This window comes from Streptomyces sp. NPDC003036, assembly GCF_040611175.1.
Lineage (GTDB): Bacteria > Actinomycetota > Actinomycetes > Streptomycetales > Streptomycetaceae > Streptomyces.
In genome coordinates this window covers 133,338-151,141 of sequence record NZ_JBEXNO010000014.1, presented here as the reverse complement: position 1 = coordinate 151,141, position 17,804 = coordinate 133,338, and the positions used below count along the sequence as shown (strand labels likewise).

Annotated in this window: 13 protein-coding genes; 9 read left to right on the top strand and 4 right to left on the bottom strand. The window is 72.9% G+C overall.

Annotation, left to right across the window (positions count from 1 at the left end):
- Positions 1 to 166 precede the first annotated feature (166 nt).
- The 4 genes from ABZX67_RS13390 to ABZX67_RS13375 all read right to left on the bottom strand — a co-directional run bounded on the left by ABZX67_RS13390 (position 167) and on the right by ABZX67_RS13375 (position 5,888).
- Entirely contained in the window at positions 167 to 2,599 is a 2,433-nt protein-coding gene (locus ABZX67_RS13390) for a transglutaminaseTgpA domain-containing protein (protein WP_355358499.1), read from the bottom strand.
- Positions 2,596 to 3,990, bottom strand: coding sequence for a DUF58 domain-containing protein (locus tag ABZX67_RS13385; protein WP_355358496.1), 1,395 nt, complete (start codon positions 3,988 to 3,990; stop codon positions 2,596 to 2,598). Before ABZX67_RS13385 ends, ABZX67_RS13390 begins: the two co-directional genes overlap by 4 nt.
- On the bottom strand, positions 3,990 to 5,084 hold the full coding sequence (locus ABZX67_RS13380) for a MoxR family ATPase (protein ID WP_355358493.1): 1,095 nt from the start codon (positions 5,082 to 5,084) through the stop codon (positions 3,990 to 3,992). The genes ABZX67_RS13385 and ABZX67_RS13380 overlap by 1 nt, the downstream gene beginning before the upstream one ends.
- A 261-nt stretch (positions 5,085 to 5,345) precedes the next feature.
- Positions 5,346 to 5,888: a carbonic anhydrase gene (locus ABZX67_RS13375; RefSeq protein WP_355358490.1), complete on the bottom strand. Its 543-nt coding sequence runs from the start codon at positions 5,886 to 5,888 to the stop codon at positions 5,346 to 5,348.
- 372 nt (positions 5,889 to 6,260) lie between these two features.
- Here ABZX67_RS13375 and rsmH point away from each other — a divergent pair, with 372 nt between their 5' ends.
- The 9 genes from rsmH to murG are packed head-to-tail and all read left to right on the top strand — an operon-like array spanning position 6,261 to position 17,785.
- A complete protein-coding gene (rsmH, locus tag ABZX67_RS13370) occupies positions 6,261 to 7,223 on the top strand; it encodes a 16S rRNA (cytosine(1402)-N(4))-methyltransferase RsmH (protein ID WP_355358487.1) in 963 nt (320 codons plus the stop codon).
- A complete protein-coding gene (locus ABZX67_RS13365) occupies positions 7,220 to 7,627 on the top strand; it encodes a septum formation initiator family protein (RefSeq protein ID WP_355358484.1) in 408 nt (135 codons plus the stop codon). Before rsmH ends, ABZX67_RS13365 begins: the two co-directional genes overlap by 4 nt.
- 42 nt (positions 7,628 to 7,669) lie before the next feature.
- The gene (locus ABZX67_RS13360; protein WP_355358523.1) at positions 7,670 to 9,592 is read left to right on the top strand and encodes a penicillin-binding protein 2; all 1,923 of its coding nucleotides are present in this window, start codon (positions 7,670 to 7,672) and stop codon (positions 9,590 to 9,592) included.
- A gap of 17 nt (positions 9,593 to 9,609) precedes the next feature.
- Entirely contained in the window at positions 9,610 to 11,277 is a 1,668-nt protein-coding gene (locus tag ABZX67_RS13355; RefSeq protein WP_355358481.1) for a UDP-N-acetylmuramoyl-L-alanyl-D-glutamate--2,6-diaminopimelate ligase, read from the top strand.
- A 4-nt stretch (positions 11,278 to 11,281) separates the two neighbouring features.
- Positions 11,282 to 12,712 carry a UDP-N-acetylmuramoyl-tripeptide--D-alanyl-D-alanine ligase gene (murF, locus tag ABZX67_RS13350; RefSeq protein ID WP_355358478.1) on the top strand — a complete coding sequence of 477 codons (1,431 nt, stop codon included), beginning with the start codon at positions 11,282 to 11,284 and terminating at the stop codon, positions 12,710 to 12,712.
- Positions 12,709 to 13,779, top strand: coding sequence for a phospho-N-acetylmuramoyl-pentapeptide-transferase (gene mraY / locus ABZX67_RS13345; protein WP_355358475.1), 1,071 nt, complete (start codon positions 12,709 to 12,711; stop codon positions 13,777 to 13,779). Before murF ends, mraY begins: the two co-directional genes overlap by 4 nt.
- The gene (gene murD / locus ABZX67_RS13340; protein WP_355358472.1) at positions 13,761 to 15,191 is read left to right on the top strand and encodes a UDP-N-acetylmuramoyl-L-alanine--D-glutamate ligase; all 1,431 of its coding nucleotides are present in this window, start codon (positions 13,761 to 13,763) and stop codon (positions 15,189 to 15,191) included. The genes mraY and murD overlap by 19 nt, the downstream gene beginning before the upstream one ends.
- A gap of 59 nt (positions 15,192 to 15,250) precedes the next feature.
- Complete coding sequence (ftsW, locus tag ABZX67_RS13335) at positions 15,251 to 16,684, top strand: putative lipid II flippase FtsW (protein WP_355358469.1); 1,434 nt, start codon at positions 15,251 to 15,253, stop codon at positions 16,682 to 16,684.
- Between the two features lie 6 nt (positions 16,685 to 16,690).
- Positions 16,691 to 17,785, top strand: a complete 1,095-nt coding sequence (murG, locus tag ABZX67_RS13330; protein ID WP_355358465.1) for an undecaprenyldiphospho-muramoylpentapeptide beta-N-acetylglucosaminyltransferase — start codon at positions 16,691 to 16,693, stop codon at positions 17,783 to 17,785.
- Positions 17,786 to 17,804: the final 19 nt, after the last annotated feature.

The following is a 17,804-nucleotide window of genomic DNA, read 5'->3' as shown; positions in this document are numbered from 1 at the left end:
GGGGGGCCTGCGCCGCCGGTCGGACCTGGGCAATTGAGCGCGATGCTGACAAAACCCGTCCCACCCACTGCTACCACGGTTTTGGGGTGACCGCTCCCCCGCGGACACCCCTCACCCGTTCTCCTAGGAGACACCCCCTAGGCGCCCACCCGTACGGCGCCCCGGCTCAGCCGCGCTGCCGGGACGGCCGGCGCAGCAGGCCCGACCACCGGTCGGCCACCCGGCGGCGGCCCGCCGACCACCGGTCCGCGACCGCCGCCCAGCGCTCCGAGACCGCCCACAGCACCCGGACGGCCGAGCGCGGCACCAGCGTCGCGCGCAGGCGGGCCACCGGACCGAGCGCGGCCCGCAGCCCGGTCCGCACCCGCGCGGCGTCCTCGGCGAGCCCGGTCGCGGGGCGCGGCCACGGCGCGTAGAGCACCTGCTCCACCGCGCTCGCCATCCGGTGCACCGCCTCCGCCGGTCCGCCCTCCAGCCGGCCCAGCCGCACGATGCGCTCGGCCGTGCTGCGGGGCGTGCGTGACTCGTCCGGGACGACGCCGTGGTCCCAGGCCGTGTCGACGACCTCACGCCAGGCCGCCAGCGTCCGGGCCCCCGCGTCCTCGGCGGCACGGCCGGCCCGCCCGCCCGACGACAGGCGGCGCGCCCGGACCCGTATCCGCCACAGCATCGGCAGCAGCGGTATCAGCACCACCGCCACCACCCCCAGCGCGACCAGCAGGACCGTCCCGACCGGCGTGCCGGGATCGGCGGGCGGCAGCTCGCCCGTCGCCGCTGCCCCGCCGCACTCGTCCAGGCGCTGCATCTGCGGCGTGCAGCTCGGGTCCGTGGAGGGCGTCGGCGACGGCGCGGCGGAGGCGCTCGCCTCCGGCTGCACCGGGGTGGGTGTCGCACCCGACGGCGTCTGCGGCCGGGTGTACTCGGGCGCCGTGCCCCGCGTCGGCGTCGGCTCGAACCGCAGCCAGCCCACACCGTCGAAGTACAGCTCCGGCCAGGCGTGCGCGTCGCGTATGCCGACGGACATGACACCGCCGCCCTGCTGCGCCCCCGGCGTGAAGCCGACCGCCACCCGCGCCGGTATCCCCAGCGTCCGGGCCATCGCCGCCATCGAGAAGGAGAAGTGGACGCAGAAGCCCTCCTTGTCCCTCAGGAACCGGGAGACCGCGTCGACGCCCGTGCCCGACTCCACCTCGGTGTCGTAGGTGAACCCGCCTTCCACGGCGAACCAGTCCTGGAGCTTCACGGCCCGCTCGTAGTCGTTCTCCGCGCCCTCGGTCACCTCCAGCGCGGTCGTCCGCACGTCCTCGGGCAGTGAGTCCGGCACGCTCGTGTACTCGCGGGCCACCGACTCCGGAGGCGCCGGCGCGTTCGCCAGCTGGCTCGGCGTCGGCTTCAGGACGAGGCTCGTCACGGAGTACTGCGTGCCGCGCGTGGTCTGCCCGTCGTCCCCGACGAGCATCCGTCCCTCCGGCTCGTACCGCCAGCGGCCCTCGATGCCGACGACCGTCGCCGGGTAGGGCAGCGGCAGCCACTTCTGCTCGTAGGAGTCGGCGGCCGAGATGTTGGTGGTCACCGAGGACGACTCGACGTCATAGCCGAGCCCCTGCGGCCGCGGCAGCTGCTCCGGTACGTCCCCGACCTTGCGCTCCGACGACTTCCAGGAGGTGCCGTCGAACCGGTCGAGCGCCACCATGCGCAGGTACATGTCCGAGGGGTCCGGGGCGTTGGTGCGGTAGCGCAGCACCTCCCGGTCCTCCGGCTGGTTCAGGTCGTTCTGCAGCGACACCAGCGGGTTGACCGCGGAGATGGTGCCCCCGCCGCCCCCGCTCCCGCCGGTGCCCGCGTCGGCCAGCAGCCCGCCGCTCAGCGACGGCAGCGCGGCCGGCACCACCAGCGCGATGCCGAGCGCCACGACGCCGATCCGCCGCCCCGTACGCACCGGAGCGGTACCGCCTGCCGACGCCGGGAACCCGGACCCGGCACGCCCCGCCGGCTTCGCCGGCGCGCCGCCGAAGACCCGGCCCCACTGGGAGATCCGGTCCCGGCCCTCCGCCAGCAGGAGCACCAGATAGCCGGTGGCGGCCAGCAGGAACCACGGCCAGGTGGAGCCGCCGTCGGACAGCCCGGCGGCCACCGAGTACAGCGCGAGCAGCGGCAGCCCCGCCGGGGCGGCGCTGCGGAAGGTCACGGCCAGCGCGTCCACCGCCAGCCCGATCAGCAGCACCCCGCCGATCAGCATCAGCCGGATGCCGTCGGTCGCGGGCGCGGGTATCGCGTACTGCCCGACGTCCTCGGCACCGGCCTGCAGCAGCGCGGCGAGCCGCTGGACCGCCTCCGGCCCCGGCAGCACGCCGGCCACCGCCTGCTCGCGGGCGAAGACCACCGTCAGCGCCACCATGGCCAGCACGGCCTGGGCCGCCAGGGCCGGCGGCCTGGCCGGCGTGAACCGCCGCACCAGCGCGCCCGCCCCGCTCAGGACCGCCAGCAGCAGCGCCGCCTGCACGAACCAGCCGACCTCGATCACCAGCGGCAGCAGCGCGCCCGACGCCATCAGCGTGGCGGCGTACGCGCACAGCGCCAGCTTCGCGCGACCGCTCATGACCAACCCCCCGAAGACCCTGTCGTGCCGCCGCCCGGCGCGCCCGACTCCATCCGCGTATGCCCGGCGTACCGCCACAGCTCGGCGAGCGACGCGCCCGGCGCCACGGCCAGCGCGGTCCACCCCGCCTCACGCAGGCGGCGCACGCTGTCCTCCGCAGGCCCGGGCACCGCGCCGCCGGACAGCCAGGCACCGCTGTCGAGGACGAAGGCCACCGCCGCGCCGCTGCGCTGCCGCATCCGGGCGGCCACCGCCGCCTCCTCCTCGTCGAGGTCGCCGACGAAGGCGACCAGCAGCCCTTCGCTGCCGAGGCGCAGCACGTCGTACGCGCGCGAGAGGCCCAGCCCGTCGGAGTGGTCGACGACCGCGAGCGTGTCCATCAGCAGCCCGGCGGCGTCCGCCGAGTCCTGCGTGGCGCCGACGAAACCGTCCGAGCCCTCGCCCAGCAGCGCGCCTCCGGTGTCCGTCAGCAGCCGCACCTCGAAGCCCCGCTCCAGCATGTGCACCAGTACGGAGGCCGCGCCCGCGACCGCCCACTCGAACGCCGAGTCGGGCCCGCCGCCCTGGTACGCCACCGCACGGGTGTCGAGCAGCACCGTGCACCGGGCCCGGTGCGGCTGCTCCTCGCGCCGCACCATCAGCTCGCCGTAGCGCGCGGTGGAGCGCCAGTGCACCCGCCGCAGGTCGTCGCCGTAGCGGTACTCGCGCGGGATCACGTCGTCGTCGCCGGCCACCGCCAGCGCGCGCTGCCGCCCGTCGCCGTACCCCGGCGCGTCACCGGCGAGCCGCACCGGCGGCAGCGGCTCCGTGCGCGGTACGACCGTGAGCGTGTCGTAGGCGCTGAACGAACGGGTCAGCTCGCACATGCCGAACGGGTCGTTCAGCCGCAGCTGCAACGGCCCCAGCGGATAGCGGCCGCGCAGGTCGGACCGGACCCGGTACGACACCTCGCGGCGCCCGCCCGCCTCGACCCGGTCCAGCACGAACCGGGGCCGCGGCCCGAGCACGTACGGCACGTGGTCCTGGAGCATCAGCAGCCCGGTGGGCAGCCGCGAGACGTTGTCCATGCGCAGGTGCACCCGCGCCTCCGCCCCGGCGGGCACCCGCTGCGGGCCCAGCCGCCGTCCGGCCACCACCCGGTAGCGGGTGCGGTAGAGCACGACCACGCACACCAGCGGCAGCACGGCGAGCAGCAGCCCGACCCGCAGCAGGTCGCCCTGGCCCAGTACGTAGGCGCAGATCACCGCCGCGACACCGGCGGCGAGGAACGACCGGCCGCGCGTGGTCAGGCCATCGAGGGCGGCGCGTACCCCGCCGCCCCTGCTCTCCCCGCCCCTGCCGTCGCCGCCCGTGCCCGCGCCGTCCGCGGCGGCGGGCCCGGAGGCCGCCATCAAAGCCGCCGTACGCCGGGCTGCTGCCGGCCGTAGAGCGGAGCCGGGCCGACACCCGGAACCGGCCCCGGAGCCGGCGGGGCGGGCTGCTGGGCGGCCGTCGGCACCGGGACGCGCTGGAGTATCTCCAGCACCACCTGCTCGGAGGTGCGCCGGTTCAGCTGTGCCTGCGCGGTCGGCAGCAGCCGGTGCGCCAGGACCGCGACGGCCAGCGCCTGGACGTCGTCCGGCAGGGCGTAGTCCCGGCCCTGGAGCGCGGCCGACGCCTTGGCCGCGCGCAGCAGGTGCAGCGTGGCGCGCGGCGAGGCGCCGAGCCGGAGGTCCGGGTGATTGCGGGTCGCGGAGACGAGGTCCACGGCGTACCGCCGGACCGCCTCGGCGACATGGACCGACCGGACCGCGTCGACGAGCTTCACGATGTCGTGGGCGTGCGCCACCGGCTGGAGGTCGTCGAGTGGCGACACGGCACCGTGGACGTCGAGCATCGCCAGCTCGGCCTCGGGGCTCGGGTAGCCCATCGAGACGCGGGCCATGAACCGGTCGCGCTGCGCCTCGGGCAGCGGATAGGTGCCCTCCATCTCCACCGGGTTCTGCGTGGCCACCACCATGAAGGGGCTGGGCAGTTCGTAGGTCTGCCCGTCGATGGTGACCTGGCGCTCCTCCATCGACTCCAGCAGCGCGGACTGGGTCTTGGGCGAGGCGCGGTTGATCTCGTCGCCGATCACGATCTGCGCGAAGATCGCCCCCGGCTTGAACTCGAAGTCACGGCGCTGCTGGTCGTAGATCGACACACCGGTGATGTCCGACGGCAGCAGGTCGGGCGTGAACTGGATACGCCGGACCGAACAGTCGATGGACCGCGCCAGCGCCTTGGCCAGCATGGTCTTGCCGACGCCGGGCACGTCCTCGATGAGGAGGTGTCCCTCGGCGAGCAGCACGGTCAGCGAAAGCCGTACGACCTCAGGCTTGCCCTCGATCACAGCCTCGACCGACCTGCGGACACGCTCCGCTGTGGCGGTCAGATCTGTGAGGCTCGCTCGATCGTCATAACGATCGTCATAGGTCGTCACCCGGCCCTCCTCGGCCCGTTCCATGGGCCGTGCGCGGCTGACGGCCCGGCCCACCCTTGAAACACGGACACCGTCTCCGAACCATTCAGCGAAGGTGTCACCCACGCATTGTTGTTGGCGTTGCCCGTGGCTGTCACTCGACCGCCGTCGGCCTGTGGATAACCACGGTCGATATGTCGGAGGTTGCGGGGCTTTCGGGTGGTGCCAGGCCACGAAAATTCGCAGAGATTCCCAGAGGTCCGCGGAGACCGGCAGGGGTTCGCAGAGGTTCGCCCACAGGCCGGCTCAGGAAGCGGCGTCGATCTCGCGCAGCAGACCCGTGTGCACGTCGAACACGAAACCGCGCACGTCATCGGTGTGGAGCGGGAACGGCGACGTGCGCACCCGCTGCGTCGACTGCCGCACGTCCTGGTCGACATCGCGGAACGACTCGACGGCCCACGTCGGCCGCTGGCCGACCTCGTTCTCCGGCTCCTGTCGGAACTTCTCGGTCAGGGTCTCCAGGCCGCAGCCCGTGTGGTGCACCAGCATCACGCTGCGGGTGCCGAGCGCGCGCTGGCTGATGGTGAGCGAGCGGATCACGTCATCGGTGACCACGCCGCCCGCGTTGCGGATGGTGTGGCAGTCGCCCGGCTCCAGGCCGAGCGCGGCGTGCAGGTCGAGGCGGGCGTCCATGCAGGCGACCACGGCCACCTGGAGCACGGGCCGCGCGTCCATCCTGGGGTCTTCGAAGTCGGCGGCGTAGCGCTCGTTCGCTTCGACGAGACGGCCGATGACCGTGCCGGCGGTGCGCGCATCGCTGGTCGAGGAATGCGCAGAAGTCGACATGTCACCGACGTTAACCGTCACAGCGGACGGACCCCGGTGGTGAGAAGCGACAAGAGCGTCAACGCGCCTTGGTGTGAGGTACCCCACAGGAGTGAGGGGATTGGGCCCGTACGGGTGAGCTGTCCGTGAATGGCCCCCTTGCGTGGACGGGCCGTGCGACGCGCTGCCCGGTTGATTGACCGGGCGGGGGAGTGGACTAAAGTGACGCGAAGTTCACGGAGACATTGAGCGAATCCAGAGAATTCCGCAGTTTCTCCCCCGCGTGTGCGGCGGTACGTACGGCTCGGCCTCCTCCCGCTCACCGGGTCGGCCGACGCCCGACCCGGCGCCGGCCCGGCAGCGCGTACGGCCGCGCCGGATCTGAGAGGGCGCATGAGCGAGCGCAGCGAGAGCCGACACGTCCCGGTGATGCTCCGGCGGTGCCTGGACATGCTGGCCCCCGCCCTGGGGAAGCCGGGAGCCGTCGTCGTCGACTGCACCCTCGGCCTCGGCGGGCACAGCGAGGCGCTGCTCACCCGCTTCCCCGAGGCGCGGCTGATCGGCCTGGACCGGGACACCGAGGCGCTGCGGCTCTCCGGCGAGCGGCTCGCGCCGTTCGGCGACCGGGCCACCCTGGTCCACGCCGTCTACGACGAGCTGCCCGAGGTCCTCGAACGCCTCTCCGTCCCGCGCGTCCAGGGCATCCTGTTCGACCTCGGCGTCTCCTCCATGCAGCTCGACGAGGCCGACCGCGGCTTCGCGTACGCCCAGGACGCCCCGCTCGACATGCGCATGGACCAGACGACCGGCATCAGCGCGGCCGAGGTCCTCAACACCTATCCGCCCGGCGAACTGGTGCGCATCCTGCGCCAGTACGGCGAGGAGAAGCAGGCCAAGCGGATCGTGGCGGCGGTCGTACGGGAGCGCGAGAAGGAACCGTTCACCCACAGCGCCCGGCTGGTGGAGCTCATCCGCGACGCCCTGCCGCAGGCCGCCAAGCGCACCGGCGGCAACCCCGCCAAGCGCACCTTCCAGGCCCTGCGCATCGAGGTCAACGGCGAACTGTCCGTCCTGGAGCGGGCCATCCCCGCCGCCGTGAAGGCCCTCGCGGTCGGCGGCAGGATCGCCGTCCTGTCGTACCACTCGCTGGAGGACCGGCTGGTCAAGCAGGTCTTCGCGGCGGGCGCCGCCACCACCGCACCGCCCGGCCTGCCCGTCGTACCGGAGCAGTACCAGCCGCGCCTGAAGCTGCTCACCCGCGGCGCGGAGCTGCCCACCGAGGAAGAGGTCGCCGAGAACCGCCGCGCCGCCCCGGCCAGGTTCCGGGCGGCGGAACGGATCAGGGAGGACACGTGACGAAGGCGGGACCCCTGAAGGGGCGGGCCGCACGGCTCGCGCGGCTCATGCCGTCCGGGCCCAGTACCGCCGCCCGCACCCCCTTCGTCCTGCTGGTCGTGCTGCTCCTCGGCGGCGGGCTGATCACCCTGCTGCTGCTCAACTCCTCCCTCAACGAGGGCTCCTTCCGCTTGAGCGAACTCAAGAAGAAGACCACCGAACTCACCGACGAGGAACAGGAACTCCAGCGGGACGTGGACGACCGGTCCGCCCCCGACGCCCTGGAGCGGAGAGCCCGCGAGCTGGGCATGGTGCCCGGCGGCAGCCCCGTCTTCCTCGACCCCGACGGCACCGTCCGCGGCGTGCCCGGCCCGGCGCCCGCGCCCGCGCAGCAGTCCGCGTACCCGAACACCCCCGGCAGGTGACGAGTGCCCCCGACGCAGCCCCCGACGCCCCCGCGCCGGCGCGTGCCGGCTCCCGCGCGGCCCGGCCAGGGCCGCCCGCGCCCCTCATCGAGGGGGCCCGCCCGGCCGCAGCCCCGGCCCCAGCCGCGTACCGTCAGGCTCGCCAACCCCCGGCCCCGGCTGCGGCTGGTGAGCCTCGGCCTGACGCTGGTGATGCTGGCGTTCGTCGTACGGCTCCTGCAGGTCCAGGCGGTCGACGCCGACGCGTACGCCGCCAAGGCGGAGAAGAACCGCTACCTCAGCCACAAGCTCACCGCCGAGCGCGGTGAGATCACCGACCGCTCCGGCGTTGCACTGGCCGCCAGCGTCGACGCGTACGACATCACCGCCGACCCCAAGATGTTCACGCCCGAGGAGAGCAAGGCCCCCGACGCGCCCGAGCAGGCCGCCGCCCTCCTCGCGCCCATCCTCGGCAAGGACCCCGCCGAGCTGGTCAAGAAGCTCAAGACGCCCAAGTCCCGCTACGCGCTGCTGGCCCGCCGCCAGACGCCGCAGGTGTGGAAGCAGATCAAGGACCTGAAGAACGTCTTCGCCGAGAAGGCCCGCGCCGAGAAGGCCAAGGGCGGCCCCGGCGTCAGCGTCCTCGCGGGCATCTTCAACGAACCCAGCAGCACCCGCGTGTACCCCAACGGCACCCTCGCCGCCGGGATACTGGGCTACGTCAGGTCCGACGGCCGCGGCGGCGGAGGCCTGGAGTCCATGCTCGAGAAGGAGCTGGCCGGCAAGGACGGCGAGATCACCTACGCCCAGTCCGGCGGCCGCCGGGTGCCCACCGCCGGCGCACGCGAGACCCCGGCCGTCCCCGGCTCCGACATCGAGCTGACCATCGACCGCGACATCCAGTGGGCCGCCCAGCAGGCCATCACCCAGCAGGTGGAGGCCTCCCGCGCGGACCGCGGCTACGTGATCGTGCAGGACGTCCGCACCGGCGAGGTCCTCGCCATGGCCAACGCGCCCGGCTTCGACCCCAACGACCTCTCCCAGGCCGACGCCGCCGCCATGGGCAACGCCGCCCTCCAGGACGCGTACGAACCCGGCTCCACCAGCAAGGTCATGTCGATGGCCGCCGTCCTGGAGGAGGGCGCCGCCACGCCCTCCACCCATGTCGTCGTGCCCAACCGGCTGCACCGCGGCGACCGGCTCTTCAAGGACGACATCGACCACCCCACCTGGTACCTGACCCTCAACGGTGTCCTCGCCAAGTCCAGCAACATCGGCACCATCCTCGCCACCGGCCAGCTCGGCGACACCCAGGCCGAGGCGAACCGCGTCCTCCACTCGTACCTGCGCAAGTTCGGGATCGGCCGCCCCACCGGCCTCGGCTACCCCGGCGAGACCGCCGGCATCCTCGCCAAGCCGGAGGACTGGTCGACCTCGCAGCAGTACACGATCCCCTTCGGGCAGGGCCTGTCCATCAACGCCATGCAGGCGGCCTCCGTCTACTCGACCATCGCCAACGGCGGGGTACGCGTCCAGCCCACCCTGGTGCGCGGCACCAAGGGACCGGACGGCCGGTTCACCCCGGCGCCCGCCCCCGAGGAGACCCGGGTCGTCAGCGAGAAGACCGCCAAGACGCTGGCCGCGATGCTGGAGTCGGTCGTCGGCGACGAGGAGGGCACCGGCACCAAGGCGGCCATCCCCGGCTACCGCGTCGCCGGCAAGACCGGCACCGCCAACCGCGTCGACCCCCAACTCGGCCGGTACAAGGGCTACACCGCCTCCTTCGCCGGCTTCGCGCCCGCCGACAAACCGCGCGTCACGGTCTACTGCGCCATCCAGAACCCCACCAGGGGCAGCTACTTCGGCGGCCAGATCTGCGGCCCCATCTACAAGAAGGTCATGGAATTCGCCCTCAAGACCCTGCAAGTCCCCCCGACCGGCGAGGCGGCCCCCCGCCTCCCGGTCACCTTCAAACCCGGCGAGTGAGCCGACGGGAGCACCCAGTGACATCCATTACCCCCGATCCCGGGAACCGTTTCGGCAGCCCCGGCGCCGCGGCGGCCTCTTTTGGCCCGATCACGGGTACGCCCGGTACGCTCACCGCCGTGCCACACGCTGATCAGTCCCGAACCACCCAGAAGGACGCCCCCGCGAAACACCCGGGAGCGCCCCGTCCGGCCCAGGTCCGCCCCACACCCCTGGGCGAGCTCGCCGCTCGGCTGGACATCCCCACGCCGGGCAGCGCGGAGGTGACCGGGATCACCCACGACTCACGGGCCGTACGCCCCGGGGACGTGTACGCCGCGCTGCCGGGCGCCCGCCTCCACGGCGCCGACTTCGCGGGCCAGGCCGCCGACCTCGGCGCCGTCGCCGTCCTCACCGACCCGTCGGGCGCCGACCGCGCCGCCGCCACCGGACTGCCGGTCCTGGTCACCGAGGACCCGCGCGGCCGCATGGGCGAGCTCGCCGCCGAGATCTACGGGCGGCCGGGCGAGGACCTGCTCCAGATCGGCATCACGGGCACCTCCGGCAAGACCACCACCGCCTACCTCGTCGAGGGCGGCCTCAAGGCGGCCGGGCACCGCACCGGACTGATCGGCACCGTCGAGATGCGCATCGGCGACGAGCGCCTCAAGTCCGAGCGCACCACCCCGGAAGCCACCGACCTCCAGGCGCTGTTCGCGGTGATGCGCGAACGCGGCACCCAGTCGGTCGCCATGGAGGTCTCCAGCCACGCCCTCGTGCTCGGCCGGGTCGACGGCTGCGTCTTCGACGTCGCCGTCTTCAACAACCTCAGCCCGGAGCACATGGAGTTCCACTCCGACATGGAGGACTACTTCCAGGCCAAGGCGCAGCTCTTCACGCCGCGCCGCAGCCGGCTGGGAGTGGTCAACCTCGACGACGAGTACGGCAGGAGGCTGACCAAGGAGGCATCCGTCCCCGTCGTCACCTTCTCCGCCGAGGGCCACCCGGACGCCGACTGGCGCGCCGAGGGCGTCGAAATCGGCCCCCTGGGCAGCACGTTCACGATCCTCGGCCCGAACGGCGAGCGCGTGGCCGCCAAGGCCCCGCTGCCCGGCCCGTTCAACGTCGCCAACACCCTCGCCGCCGTCGCCACCCTGGCCGTCGCCGGGGTCGACCCGCAGACCGCCGCCGACGGCGTCGCCGCCGTCCCCGGCGTCCCCGGGCGCCTGGAGCGCGTCGACGCGGGCCAGCCGTACCTCGCGGTCGTCGACTACGCCCACAAGACGGACGCCGTCGAATCGGTCCTGCGCGCCCTGCGCAAGGTCACCGAGGGCAAGCTGCACGTCGTCCTCGGCTGCGGCGGCGACCGGGACACCACCAAACGCGGCCCGATGGGAGCCGCCGCGGCGCGCCTCGCCGACACCGCCGTACTGACCTCCGACAACCCCCGTTCCGAGGACCCGCTCGCGATCCTCGCCGCGATGCTCGCCGGCGCCGCCGAGGTGCCGATCCACGAGCGCGGCGAGGTCGTGGTGTTCGAGGACCGGGCGGCCGCGATCGCCGCCGCCGTGGCGCGCGCGAAGCCCGGCGACACCGTGCTGGTCGCGGGCAAGGGCCACGAGCAGGGCCAGGACGTCGCAGGGGTGGTACGCCCCTTCGACGACCGCCAGGTCCTGCGCGAAGCAATCCATAACAGTCAGGGATGAAGTAGTGATCGCCCTCTCCCTCGCCGAGATCGCCGAAATCGTCGGCGGGCAGACGCACGACATACCGGATCCGGCCATTCAGGTCACCGGACCCGTCGTCCGCGACTCCCGCGAGATCGAACCCGGCAGCCTCTTCGTCGCCTTCGTCGGCGAACGCGTCGACGGCCACGACTACGCGCACCAGGCCCTTGAGGCGGGCGCGGTGGCCGTCCTGGCGACCCGCCCCGTCGGGGTGCCCGCCATCGTCGTGGACGACGTCCAAAGGGCCCTCGGCGCGCTCGCCCGCGCGGTCGTCCGGCGCCTGGGCACGCCGGTCGTCGCGCTGACCGGCTCGGCCGGCAAGACCAGCACCAAGGACCTCATCGCCCAGGTCCTCCAGCGCAAGGGGCCCACCGTCTGGACGCCGGGCTCCCTCAACAACGAGATCGGCCTGCCGCTCACCGCGCTGCGCGCCACCCGGGACACCGAGCACCTCGTCCTGGAGATGGGAGCGCGCGGAATCGGCCACATCCGGTACCTGACCGAACTGACCCCGCCGACCATAGGGCTCGTCCTGAACGTGGGCAGCGCCCACATCGGCGAGTTCGGTGGCCGCGAGCAGATCGCGCAGGCCAAGGGCGAGCTCGTGGAGGCCCTGCCCCCGGCCGACGAGGGCGGCGTCGCCGTGCTGAACGCCGACGACCCGCTCGTACGGGCCATGGAAAGCCGCACCCGCGCGCGCGTGACGTTCTTCGGCGAGGCCGAGAACGCCCACGTACGTGCCGAGAATGTCCGGCTCATGGAGAACGGACGGCCCTCTTTCAAGCTTCACACACCCACCGGGTGCAGCGACGTGACCTTGCGCCTGTACGGTGAGCACCACGTGTCGAACGCGCTCGCCGCGGCCGCCGTCGCCCATGAGCTGGGCATGTCCGTCGACGAGATCGCCACCGCGCTCTCCGAGGCGGACTCCCTCTCCCGCTGGCGCATGGAGGTCACCGAGCGTCCGGACGGTGTGACGATCGTCAACGACGCCTACAACGCGAACCCCGAGTCCATGCGAGCCGCCCTGCGCGCGCTCGCGGCCATGGGCAAGGCCGCAGAGGCCAAGGGGGGCCGTACGTGGGCGGTGCTCGGCCAGATGGCCGAGCTCGGCGACGAGTCGCTCGCCGAGCACGACGCGGTCGGACGGCTCGCCGTCCGGCTCAATGTCGGCAAGCTCGTCGCGGTCGGGGGCAGGGAAGCGTCCTGGCTGCAACTGGGCGCATATAACGAGGGTTCGTGGGGTGAGGAGTCGGTGCACGTGTCCGACGCGCAGGCGGCGATCGACCTGTTGCGCAGTGAGCTGCGCCCGGGTGACGTCGTGCTGGTGAAGGCTTCCAGGTCGGTCGGGCTCGAGCGGGTCGCCCTGGCACTGCTCGAGAACACTGCCGAGGGCGAGGTCGCCGGCCGATGAGGCAGATCCTCTTCGCGGGAGCCATCGGGCTCTTCCTGACCCTGATCGGTACGCCGCTGCTGATCAAGCTCCTGGCCCGCAAGGGATACGGGCAGTTCATCCGGGACGACGGCCCGCGCACGCACGGCAGCAAGAAGGGCACGCCCACCATGGGCGGCATCTCCTTCATCCTGGCCACGCTCATCGCGTACGCCCTGGCCAAGGTCATCACCGGCGAGGACCCGACGTACTCGGGCCTGCTGGTGCTGTTCCTGATGGCCGGTATGGGCCTGGTGGGCTTCCTCGACGACTACATCAAGATCGTCAAGCAGCGCTCGCTCGGCCTGCGGGCCAAGGCGAAGATGGCCGGCCAGCTGATCGTCGGCATCGCCTTCGCCGTGCTGGCCCTGCAGTTCGCGGACGCCCGCGGCCAGACCCCGGCCTCCACCAGGCTGTCGTTCATCACCGACTTCGGCTGGTCCATCGGCCCGGTGCTGTTCGTCGTGTGGGCGCTCTTCATGATCCTGGCCATGTCGAACGGCGTGAACCTCACCGACGGTCTGGACGGCCTCGCCACCGGCGCCTCGGTGATGGTCTTCGGCGCGTACACCTTCATCGGGCTCTGGCAGTTCCAGGAGTCCTGCGCCAACGCCATGACCCTGACCAACCCGAACGCCTGCTTCGAGGTGCGCGACCCGCTCGACCTCGCCGTCGTCGCCTCCGCCCTCATGGGCGCCTGCTTCGGCTTCCTGTGGTGGAACACCTCGCCCGCGAAGATCTTCATGGGCGACACCGGCTCGCTCGCCCTCGGCGGCGCGCTGGCGGGCCTGGCCATCTGCTCCCGCACGGAGCTGCTGCTGGCCCTCCTGGGCGGCCTCTTCGTGCTGATCACCCTCTCCGTGGTCATCCAGGTCGGCTCCTTCCGGATGACCGGCAAGCGCGTCTTCCGGATGGCCCCCCTCCAGCACCACTTCGAACTCAAGGGGTGGTCCGAGGTCCTGGTCGTGGTCCGGTTCTGGATCATCCAGGGCATGTGCGTCATCGTGGGTCTGGGGCTCTTCTACGCGGGATGGGCAGCCGACAAGTGAGTACCACCTGGCAGGGCAAGAACGTCACCGTCGCCGGCATGGGCGTGAGCGGCATCCCCGCCGCCCGCGTCCTGCACGGCCTCGGCGCCCGCGTCACCGTCGTCAACGACGGCGACGACGAGCGCTCCCGTACGCAGGCGGCCGAGCTGGAGGCGGAAGGGATCACCGTCCGCCTCGGCGACGGGGCGACCCTGCCGGAGGGCACCGAGCTCGTCGTCACCACGCCCGGCTGGGCGCCCGGCAAGCCGCTGTTCGCCGCGGCCGCCGAGGCGGGCGTCCCGGTCTGGGGCGACGTCGAGCTGGCATGGCGCCTGCGCGGCCCGGACGCCGCGCCCTGGCTCGCGGTGACCGGCACCAACGGCAAGACCACGACCGTGCGGATGCTCGCCTCCATCCTGGAGGCGGCCGGCCTGCGGACCGCCGCCGTCGGCAACATCGGCGTCTCGCTCCTCGACGCCGTCCTCGGCGAGGAGGAGTACGACGTCCTCGCCGTCGAGCTGTCCAGCTACCAGCTGCACTGGGCGCCCTCCCTGCGCGCCCACTCCGCCGCCGTGCTCAACCTGGCGCCGGACCACCTCGACTGGCACGGCTCCATGGAGGCGTACGCCGCCGACAAGGGCCGCATCTACGAGGGCAACCAGGTCGCCTGCGTCTACAACGTCCAGGACCCCGTCACCGAGCACCTGGTCCGCGAGGCGGACGTCGAGGAGGGCTGCCGCGCGATCGGCTTCACCCTCGCCACGCCCGGCCCCTCCCAGCTCGGCGTCGTCGACGACCTCCTGGTGGACCGCGCCTTCGTCGAGAACCGGCAGAAGCAGGCCCAGGAGCTCGCCCAGATCTCCGACGTCAACCCCCCGGCGCCGCACAACATCGCCAACGCCCTCGCCGCCGCCGCCCTCGCCCGCGCCTTCGGCGTCGAGCCGAAGGCCGTACGCGACGGGCTGCGCGCCTTCCGCCCCGACCCGCACCGCATCGAGCTGGTCGAGGAGGTCGGGGGCGTGGCGTACGTCGACGACTCCAAGGCCACCAACACGCACGCCGCCGAGGCGTCGCTGGCCGCGTACGACCCCATCGTCTGGATCGCCGGCGGCCTCGCCAAGGGCGCCACCTTCGACGAGCTGGTCGAGAAGTCGGCGAAGCGGCTGCGGGGCGTGGTGCTCATCGGCGCCGACCGCGCCCTGATCCGCGAAGCCCTGGCGCGACACGCCCCCGAGGTACCGGTCGTCGAGCTCGACCGGACCGACACTGGGGCGATGTCCGCGGCGGTGGAGGAAGCGGCCCGGCTGGCCGAGCCCGGGGATACGGTTCTGCTGGCCCCCGCCTGCGCCTCCATGGACATGTTCGTCAACTACAACAAGCGGGGCGAGGCGTTCGCGGACGCGGTCCGGGCCCTCGCCGCCGGGCGCGCCTGACCAGCGAGCGGGTCCGGCGCTGCCGGGCACGACTGGAGCGACTGGAGGGGACGGCGACCATGCGGGCCCAGCACACCGCCGCGTACGCACCGCACCACCCGCCGCACGCGCCGGGCCGTGCGGGGCTCGCGGGACTCCCGGGGCTCGCCCTGCGCGCCCGGACCGCGGGTCTGCGCCGGCCCCCCACCGTCCGCAAAGGGGGCCGGCTCCGCCGCGTCCCCGCTCCCCGCCCGCCGCGCGGCGGCGGGGTGCGGGCGCTCTACGAGCGGGCGCGGCGGGCCTGGGACCGGCCGCTGACCGCGTACTACGTGATCCTCGGCGCCAGCCTGCTGATCACCGTCCTCGGGCTCGTGATGGTCTACTCCGCGTCGCAGATCAAGGCGCTGGAGCTGTCGCTGTCCGACACGTACTTCTTCCGCAAGCAGTTCCTGGCGGCGGCGATCGGCACCGGGCTGCTGCTGTTCGCCTCCCGCGTGCCCGCCAATCTGCACCGGGCGCTGGCCTACCCGCTGCTCGTCGGCACGGTCTTCCTGATGGTGCTCGTCCAGATCCCCGGGATAGGGCACGCGGTCAACGGCAACCAGAACTGGATCTACCTGGGCGGGCCCTTCCAGCTCCAGCCCAGCGAGTTCGGCAAGCTGGCGCTGATCCTGTGGGGCGCGGACCTGCTCGCCCGCAAGCAGGACAGGCGGCTGCTGACCCAGTGGAAGCACATGCTGGTGCCGCTCGTCCCGGTCGCCTTCCTGCTCCTCGGGCTGATCATGCTCGGCGGGGACATGGGCACCGCGATCATCCTCACCGCCATCCTCTTCGGCCTGCTGTGGCTCGCCGGCGCCCCCACCCGGATGTTCGTCGGCGTGCTGACCGTGGCCGCCGCGATCGGCGTGATGCTCATCAGGACCAGCAGCAACCGCATGGCGCGCCTCGCCTGCATCGGCGCAACCGACCCCGGCCCCGGGGACGCGTGCTGGCAGGCCGTGCACGGCATCTATGCTCTGGCGTCGGGCGGCTGGTTCGGTTCCGGGCTCGGTGCCAGTGTGGAAAAATGGGGCCAACTCCCCGAACCGCACACCGACTTCATCTTCGCCATCACTGGGGAGGAACTGGGGCTGGCGGGGACGCTGTCGGTGCTCGCCCTGTTCGCGGCTCTAGGCTATGCGGGTATCCGCGTGGCCGGACGCACGGAGGACCCCTTCGTGAGGTATGCCGCGGGAGGCGTGACCACCTGGATCACGGCCCAGGCCGTGGTCAACATCGGTGCGGTGCTCGGCCTGCTGCCGATCGCCGGTGTCCCCCTCCCGCTGTTCTCCTACGGGGGCTCCGCCCTGCTGCCGACCATGTTCGCCGTCGGACTGCTGATCGCCTTCGCGCGCCAGGAGCCCGCGGCGAAAGCGGCCCTGGCCATGCGCCAGCCCGTGTGGGGCAAAGGGGCCGGGGTGAGTTGGAAGTCGATGCGACGGCGCGTCAAGAAGCGTCCGTCCGGAGAGCGGTGAATTTCGGTGCATGTCGTACTCGCCGGTGGGGGGACCGCCGGCCACATCGAGCCCGCGCTCGCCCTCGCGGACGCCCTGCGCAGGCAGGACCCGACCGTGGGGATCACGGCCCTGGGAACGGAGCGGGGCCTGGAGACCCGGCTCGTCCCGGAGCGGGGCTACGAGCTGGCGCTCATCCCCGCCGTACCGCTGCCGCGCAAGCCCACGCCGGAGCTGATCACCGTCCCCGGGCGGCTGCGCGGCACGATCAAGGCCGCCGAGCAGATCCTGGAGCGGACCAAGGCCGACTGCGTCGTCGGCTTCGGCGGCTACGTGGCCCTGCCCGGCTACCTGGCGGCCAAGCGGCTCGGCGTGCCGATCGTCGTCCACGAGGCCAACGCGCGGCCCGGCCTCGCCAACAAGATCGGCTCGCGGTACGCGGCCGGGGTCGGCGTCGCCACCCCCGACAGCAAGCTCCGCAATGCCCGGTACATCGGCATCCCGCTGCGGCACACCATCGCCACGCTGGACCGCGCCCGGGTCCGCCCGGAGGCGCGCGCCGCCTTCGGCCTGGACCCGAACCTGCCGACGCTGCTGGTCTCCGGCGGCTCGCAGGGCGCCCGCCGCCTCAACGAGGTCGTCCAGCAGGTCGCCCCGGTGCTCCAGCGCTCCGGCATCCAGATCCTGCACGCGGTGGGCCCGAAGAACGAAGTGCCGCACGTCGACAACATGCCCGGGATGCCGCCGTACGTCCCGGTACCGTACGTGGACCGGATGGACCTCGCGTACGCCGCGGCCGACATGATGCTGTGCCGCGCGGGCGCGATGACGGTCGCCGAGCTGTCCGCCGTCGGCCTCCCCGCCGCGTACGTACCGCTGCCGATCGGCAACGGCGAACAGCGGCTCAATGCCCAGCCGGTGGTCAAGGCGGGCGGCGGCCTGCTGGTCGACGACGCCGAGCTGACGCCCGCCTGGGTCCAGGGCAACGTCCTGCCGGTGCTCTCCGACCCGCACCGGCTGTACGAGATGTCCCGCGCCGCCGGCGAGTTCGGCCGCCGGGACGCCGACCAGCTGCTGGTCGGCATGGTCTACGAGGCGATCGCCGCACACCGGAAGGCGTAGCGGCGCGCGGAAGGCAGGG